Raw genomic sequence first — 7,096 nt, 5'->3', positions numbered from 1 at the left:
CATCGCCGCGGTCTCCGGCTCGCTGATGCTGCTGCTGATGTGGGCCGCCGAATGGCCACTGGCCCAACACACCGCCACCGGCGAACTGACCCGCTCCACCAACCCGATCCTCGACGACCACATCATCTACGCCCTGGTCCTACTCACGCTGGCCGCCCTCTACGCCGGCCGCTACTACGGCCTGGGCCGCCGCTGGGAACGGCTCGACATCGTGCGCCGCAACCGCTGGCTGATCTGAAACCACCCCCGACCCGCCCGGCCGGCCCCCGGCCGGGCATCACCATCAGCACTGGTCGCCGGCGGGATCGGCTAATTCCGGCTGGCGGCGCGCACGGTCCCGGCGATCAGCACCGTGCCGCCGATCAGGAACGCCGCCCCGGCGCCGAGCAGGGACAGTGCGACCGGACGCAGAGCCGGTGCGGTGGCGCCGAAGTCGAGATCGGCGGCCAGTCCCGGTGCGGCGTTGGTGTTCATCACCACCAGCGACCAGCGACCGGGTTGTGGGTTCCAGAAGCCACCCGATGGTTCAACCGGCACACCGCCGAACTGGCCCGGCATCCGGTGGCTGTTCGAAAGCGGCTGGATCGGCAAGCGGCCCGAAACGCTGTGCGCCTCCCTCCGCGGCCGCAGGCGAGCCACCCGCATCGGTGCCGAAGCGCCAACGGTGTTCGGTGGCCGGCTTGACCCGGACCGAGCCACCGGCATGTTCGACCGGGCACTGGCCAAGCGAATGCCCGGCGACTTCCGCGACTTCGACGAAATCCGCGCGTGGGCCGGCCAGGTCGCCGAGACACTCATCGCCAAGGCACGGCGATAGCGCGGAACCACCATGGTCAGCACCGCACCCGATCCCCGGACCGTCCGCCGTGCTATCGCCCCTGGCCACCGTCGGCGCACAACACCCCAGCCGTGGCGGTGGTTTGGTCGGCGAGGCACCGCGCAACCGGAGCTGTGGGCTGCTGGGCTTGGTCCACTACTTGGTGATACGGTGTAGTGGTACTCGGTGCCACCGAGTACCAGGAGAGCGACGAGGGCCCACGATGGACGACCTGACGGAGATGCTGAAGGGCACGCTCGAGGGCTGTGTGCTTGAGATCATCGGTAGCGAGGAGACCTACGGGTACGCCATCACGCGTCGACTGAACGAACTCGGCTTCACCGACGTCGTCGAGGGGACGGTGTACACCATCCTGCTGCGACTGGAGAGGAACGGCCTCGTCCAGGTGACGAAGCGACCGTCCGGGCTGGGCCCGCCGCGGAAGTTCTATGCCCTCAACGGCGCGGGCCGCGAAGAACTCGCGACGTTCTGGGTCAAATGGGAGTACATCACATCACGGATCGACAAGCTCAAGGAGGGCGGGAGATGAATTTCTGGGAGACCATTACCGGCAGCGATCTCACCAGGGAATTCAAGGCGTTCGAAGCCCGGGCCGAGGCGTTGCCGGCTGACTACCGGGCGGCGTGGGAGGCGGTCAAGGGTCATCTCTTTGCCTACTCGGACTTCACCGGTCGAAACCTGATGCCGATTCTCGACAGTGCACTTGGGTTGCTCGAAGAGACGGCGGCCGATGGGCAGAACATTCACGAGGTGCTGGGCGACGACATCAAGGGCTTCTGCGCGGCGCTGGCCGGCGGAGAAGGCGCTCGGACCTATCGCGACCGGTGGCGCGAGCAGTTGAACAGGAACGTCGCAAGGAAATTGGCCCAGCTAGGAGGCTGACGTGGGCATCCAGGACATCATCGAGGGCAAGAAGCAGTGGCGGGCGCATGTGGCGCGGGTCAAGGCGCTCCCACCGGACTACCGGATCGTCTACAAGGAGATGCAGAGGTACCTCTTCAAGATCGGACCGGTCGACCTGGTTGACGGGACCCTGCTCTCCGGGATCGTCGATTTCTTCGAAGAGGGCGTCGCGGCCGGCAAGGGAGTCCTGGAACTCATCGGCGACGACGTCGCCGCCTTCTGCGACGACCTGGTCAAGGACTCGCGCACCTACGCGGACATCTATCAGGAGTCCATCAGCGCGGAACCCGGCACGGCCCACAAGTAACACCCGCTGCCCCAGCACCCGGAAACCGGCCTGCAGAGTCCCGCGCCGCGCACTGGTCAGCGCCCAACTCAGCCTGGGTGTCGGGTCATCGAGGCCGAGCAGGTTCACCTCGGCGTTGGTCTCGACCCCGACCACGCCGAGGTGATAGCACGAAACGCACCCCCTGCCACCCTGAGGGAGGCACTGTCGTTACCTGGAACGACAACCACTGCCCGGCCTGTTGAGGTTGCGGTTTCCTCGATGTCGCGGCACATGCCCGAGACGCCACCCGCCCCTGGGTCTGGCCGGAAGCGTTCAGCAGAAGGAGTTGAGGAATATGAAGGCCGCCATCTTCCGCGGTCCCGGTGTGGTCGAGGTCGGCGAGCGCCCGGATCCGCATCGACCGTCGGCATCGTCGGCTGGCGCGGTGGACCGGCACCGGCCCGGATCTACATCCCCGCGCTGATGGCGATACTGACACGTGTAAGTATCGGACGTTAGACTCCGTCACATTCGTTGGCAAGACAGCTCACGTGCGGAGGGAGTCGTTGTGTCCACGCCAGGGCGCCGGGTGACCAGCGCAGAAGTGGCCAAGCACAGCGGTGTCTCCAGGGCGACGGTCAGCTATGTGCTCAACGGCAACCCGAACCAGTCGATCTCCTCGCAAACCCGCCAACGGGTCCTCGATGCCGCCGAGCGGCTCGGCTACACCCCGTCCGCCCCGGCTCGGGCGCTGCGCTCCGGACGCAGTGACGTGGTCCTGTTCCTGCTGCCCGAGTGGCCGATCGGGCCCACCATCGCCAGGCTGGTCGAAGACCTCACCCGCAGCCTCGCCGCGTCCCGCCTGACCCTGCTCCTGCACACCCACCCACGCTCCGCCCGCCCGGTCGCCGACCTGTGGAAGGCCATCACCCCGGCGGCGGTCATCAACCACCAAGCGCTCACCGACGACGAGGTCCAAGTCATCCGCAGAGCGGGTATCCCCGTCATCGCCCCCAGCTACCAACTCGGTGGCGCGGCTACCTTCGCCGACTTCCAACACGCGATCGGACGCACCCAGGTCGAACACCTCGCGGCGACCGGTCACCGCCGACTCGGCTTCGCGCTGCCCGACGACGACCGGCTGCTCGCCTTCGCCCAACCTCGCCTGGACGGTGCCCGGCGGGCCTGCACCCGGCTCGGCCTCGACCACCCGGCCACGCAGACCGTCTCCCTCAGCGCCCACTCGGCCACCCAGGCAATCGACTACTGGCGCAGGACCCCACCCCGGATCACCGGTATCTGCGCCTACAACGACGAAGTCGCCCTGGCCATCCTGGCCGGTATGCGAACCAGACGGCTCGCCGCACCACACCATCTCGCCGTCATCGGCGTGGACAACATCCCGGCCGGCGCGCTCACCGACCCGGCTTTGACCACCATCACCACCGGCATGTCCGCACTGGGCCAACACCTGGCCACCGCGGTAGTCAACACCTTGGCCGGCAAACCAATCGAACCCGGTCCCGACCAAGACCTGCTCCAGCTAATCCGGCGCGACAGCGCATAACGGCCCCAGAGCGGCCGACAGGCCGCAGGCAACAGGGCGGAGCTGCCCAATGAGTCGAGTGACGCGGCCACCAACCCGTTACGCACTGTCGTTCCGCAGCAACGGATTGACGGCTTTCTCGCGCACGACCTCGTTTCGTCGCAGCGCGTGCTGTCCATCGACATCCATCCATCCGGGAATCACGACGAAGGAGTTCGCATGGCAATGTTGATCAGTCGTCGCGCCGTTCTGGCCACCGGCGCGGGCGCGGCCGCCGGGTTGACGTTGCCCGGCGTCGCTGCTGCCGACAGCAACCGAACCACCAGCGTGCGTTTCGTCCTCAACGCGGAGACGCTCGACGGCGGCGAGCAGATCACCTCGATCACCCTGGACACCTCCCGGCTCGGGCCGATCGACCCGACCAGCCTGACCACCAACACCTTCAGCGTGCACGCCAAAGCCACCAGCCCGATCGATACCGGCGGCCAGGCCGTCGGCTACGACCTCGACCGCCCGGTCACCGCCGCCCGCCTCGACCGCCACGGCAACATCGTGCTCGACCTGAGCTTCGCCGAGGGTCAAGTCGGCGGCGGCACCCTCGGCTTCCTCGTCCGCATCTTCCGCAACGTCCAACTCGACCTCGTCTACACCATCACCCAGAACACCCCGCTCGCCCGGCGCCACGGCCGACCGATCACCATCGGCCGCTTCGTCCAGGGCGCCCTGGCCAACCCCGAGGTCGACGCCTTCACCTACCACATCTCGGGCTCAGGCATGAAATACCGGCTCTACTCCCCCACCCGCTCGGCCCGGCACGGCCGGCATCCGCTGATCGTCTGGCTGCACGGCGGCGGCGAAGGCGCCTCCCTACCCGACAGTTACTACGACAACGAAACCACCCTGCGCGCCAACCGCGGCGCCCTGGGTTTCACCACCCGCGAAGCACAACGCATCTTCCACGGCGCCTACGTCGTGGCCCCGCAGAGCACCTCGGCCTGGCTGGACGACGGCCCCCGCTTCGCCCCGCTCATCCAGGAGATCATCCGCGACGTCGTCCGCAGGCGCGCTGTCGATCCCGACCGCATCTACGTCACCGGCGCCAGCAACGGTGGCTACATGAGCCTGAAGATGACCACCGTCTACCCCACCATGTTCGCCGCGTCCGTCCCGATCTGCGGCGTCGTCACCTCCCTACGGCCAGGCGACCCACCACAAATCCCCGACGCCGAACTGGCCGCGATCAGCACCCCCACCTGGCTGGTCGCCTCCAACGACGACACGACCGTCAACCCGCAGGCCAACACCGTCCACGCGCACGACCTCATCCCCGGCTCCCTGATGTCGCTCTACGACCACGTCATCTGGAACGGCCACCAGTTCCCCGGCCACTGGTCCTGGATCTACGTCGCCCGCAACGATCCCACCATCGACGGAACCCACATCTGGCAATGGATGGCCGACCAACAGCGCTAGTTGGGTGCGGCCGCCAGGTCGATTCGGGCCGTGCACTGTCTGCCGGCGTTGGCGAGCCTGTCCGGTCCGGTGTCGACAACGCCGAGGCGGACCAGGCCGGGGGTCGGGGACGGCCTGGTCCAGGTCGTCGTAGTAGATGGCGAACACGTCGGTCTGGGGCCAGAAGTAGATCTCCCCGGGGATGGGGTCGTGGATCGGGGTGCTGCCCTCGGCGCTGAGCCGGTGCGGCAGCGGTCCGGACTTGGCTTGCCGCCACACGTCGTGGTGCTCCACCGAGTTCCCCGACAGCACCATGACCGGGCGGCCGGCCAGAGCGTGCGTCGCCAGCCACGCCGCGACCGCGTCGGCCTGGATTCCCGCCTCGCCCCACGGCAGCCGACGCCAACCGCCGTGGCTGCCGTGGCGGTCGGCGACGAGTACCCGGTCCGGATGCGCCGTCCGGCCGGCTTCGAACACCTCGACCAGAGTGCTCGCGTGCTCGGCAAGCGGTGTGCGGCTGCGCGGCAGGATCGCGCCGTCGGACCGGTCCTCCCGCTGCACCAGGACCGGCGCGAACGGCGCCGGTGCCCGCGGCCTGCTCGTTCGCCGCGCGCGCACCCGGCGTGGCGTCCGTGGTGTCCATTCGGCTTCAGCGGTGTGCGGCCAGGTCGAAGGGGCGGGGGTAGGGCGCCGGGTGGTAGGTGATGTAGGCCGGTGTGGCGGTGGGGTCGATGGTGCTGGCGAGGTTGTTGAGGGTGGCGGGGGCGGTGCTTGGCCAGCGGCCGGTGTTGATGCGTTGCTCGAGGGTGCGCAGGGCGGCGAGCATTTCGCCGGTGGTGAAGGTGCAGTGCCCGGGGCGGTGCACGAACGCCTGGCGCAGCAAGGTGTCACGTCCGGCGGCGTGCACGGTCTCGGCGTAGGCAGCTTCGGCCTGGACCGGCACCAGGTTGTCGCCGGTGGTGTGGATGGTGAGCATCGGTTTGGTGATCCGGCCGGTGAAGACGATGTTGTGGATCAGGTAGCCGACCGCCCGCAGGTCGGGGGTGATGCGGGGGGCGCGGTTGAGGGTGTCGAGGTCCGCGGCGAGGGAAAGTCCGGCACGGGCGTAGAGCGTTTCGACCTCGGGGCGGTCGGCGGAGCGGGCCAGGATGCGGGCGTAGTCCACGCCGATGTTCCAGGACATGTTGCCGCCGGCGCGGGTTTCGGCCTCCTGCCGCCAGGACAGTCCGACGTGGATGGTGCCGTGCAGGGTCTGGAACTGGTTGCGTTGTGCGGTGTCGACATCGTCGGGCGCGGGTTCGGGCATGCTGGGGTCGGTCCAGGCCGGCAGGTTGTGCAGCGCGGCGGCCAGCGCGATGCGGGCGCGCCCGGTCGGGGTGGCCTGGGCGGCGTCGAGTGCGGCGGTCAGCTCATCGCGGGTGGCCAGCGCGGTGGCCTGATCCGGGAGGCGCACCAGCGAACGGGTCGACGCCGGGGCGAGCAGGGTCTTGATCGCGAACAACGGGTCGAGGGTGTTGTTCCACAGGGCCACGCCGCCCATTTCCAGCCCGCACATGGCCAGGGTGCCGGCGAAGCGGTGCCCGGCCCGCTCGGCAAGGCCGGTGGTGATCATGCCGCCCATCGAGGTGCCCCAGGCGATGGTGCGCCGGGGCTGGCCGAACCGCGCGGTGAACACGTCCAGGGTGGCGAGTTGGTCGGGCAGGGCACGTTCGACGATCCAACCGGTATCCGGGTATGAGGAGCCGATCAGCGCGTATCCCTGGCCGAGCAGCGCGGTCCGCTCCGCGTCACCGGGTGCGTTCCGGGCCGGGTTCGGCCCGCCCTGGGGAACGTAGCCGTGGCTGTACAGCAACACGGTGCGGTTCCAGTTGGCCGGCACGTCCAGCACATAGCCGGCCCCGTCCGGCAACACACCCTCCACATGCGACGGTGTGCCGGTGGCGGCGGCGTGGCCCGGTGCGAGAAGGCCGATGACCAACACCAGCGGAGCGACGAGGCGGGCGAGTCTCATGCGCGATCTCCTGTCGTGTGGCGGGTCGGCGGCACCTCATATCATGCGACATAGGCATGGTCTCCCGTCAAGCTAATG

Annotated in this window: 7 protein-coding genes and 1 pseudogene; 6 read left to right on the top strand and 2 right to left on the bottom strand. The window is 68.6% G+C overall.

The features are described from left to right. Positions 1-238: pseudogene (locus VFV67_RS22675) on the top strand (hypothetical protein); the annotation flags it as partial. A 71-nt stretch (positions 239-309) separates the two neighbouring features. Here VFV67_RS22675 and VFV67_RS22670 read toward each other — a convergent pair. Then, positions 310-474, bottom strand: coding sequence for a hypothetical protein (locus tag VFV67_RS22670; protein WP_326472622.1), 165 nt, complete (start codon positions 472-474; stop codon positions 310-312). A gap of 566 nt (positions 475-1,040) precedes the next feature. On the opposite strand from VFV67_RS22670, the gene VFV67_RS22665 reads away from it, so the two are divergent. The 5 genes from VFV67_RS22665 (at position 1,041) to VFV67_RS22645 (ending at position 5,028) form a co-directional block, all read left to right on the top strand. Then, positions 1,041-1,367 (top strand): PadR family transcriptional regulator, encoded by a 327-nt coding sequence (locus VFV67_RS22665; protein WP_326472621.1) that lies wholly within the window; start codon positions 1,041-1,043, stop codon positions 1,365-1,367. Beyond that, positions 1,364-1,720, top strand: coding sequence for a DUF1048 domain-containing protein (locus VFV67_RS22660; RefSeq protein WP_326472620.1), 357 nt, complete (start codon positions 1,364-1,366; stop codon positions 1,718-1,720). Before VFV67_RS22665 ends, VFV67_RS22660 begins: the two co-directional genes overlap by 4 nt. A gap of 1 nt (position 1,721) precedes the next feature. Next, the gene (locus VFV67_RS22655) at positions 1,722-2,048 is read left to right on the top strand and encodes a DUF1048 domain-containing protein (RefSeq protein ID WP_326472619.1); all 327 of its coding nucleotides are present in this window, start codon (positions 1,722-1,724) and stop codon (positions 2,046-2,048) included. Positions 2,049-2,577: 529 nt separating this feature from the next. Then, positions 2,578-3,576, top strand: coding sequence for a LacI family DNA-binding transcriptional regulator (locus VFV67_RS22650; RefSeq protein WP_326472618.1), 999 nt, complete (start codon positions 2,578-2,580; stop codon positions 3,574-3,576). A 198-nt stretch (positions 3,577-3,774) separates the two neighbouring features. Further along, positions 3,775-5,028 (top strand): prolyl oligopeptidase family serine peptidase, encoded by a 1,254-nt coding sequence (locus tag VFV67_RS22645; RefSeq protein ID WP_326472617.1) that lies wholly within the window; start codon positions 3,775-3,777, stop codon positions 5,026-5,028. A 628-nt stretch (positions 5,029-5,656) separates the two neighbouring features. On the opposite strand, the gene VFV67_RS22640 is transcribed toward VFV67_RS22645, so the two are convergent. Next, complete coding sequence (locus VFV67_RS22640; RefSeq protein ID WP_326472616.1) at positions 5,657-7,018, bottom strand: hypothetical protein; 1,362 nt, start codon at positions 7,016-7,018, stop codon at positions 5,657-5,659. Positions 7,019-7,096: the final 78 nt, after the last annotated feature.

It is taken from the genome of Actinophytocola sp. (assembly GCF_035762905.1).
Classification (GTDB): Bacteria; Actinomycetota; Actinomycetes; order Mycobacteriales; family Pseudonocardiaceae; genus DASYTH01.
The sequence above is the reverse complement of the archived record's forward strand: the minus strand, read 5'-3'. Positions and strand labels throughout refer to the sequence as shown.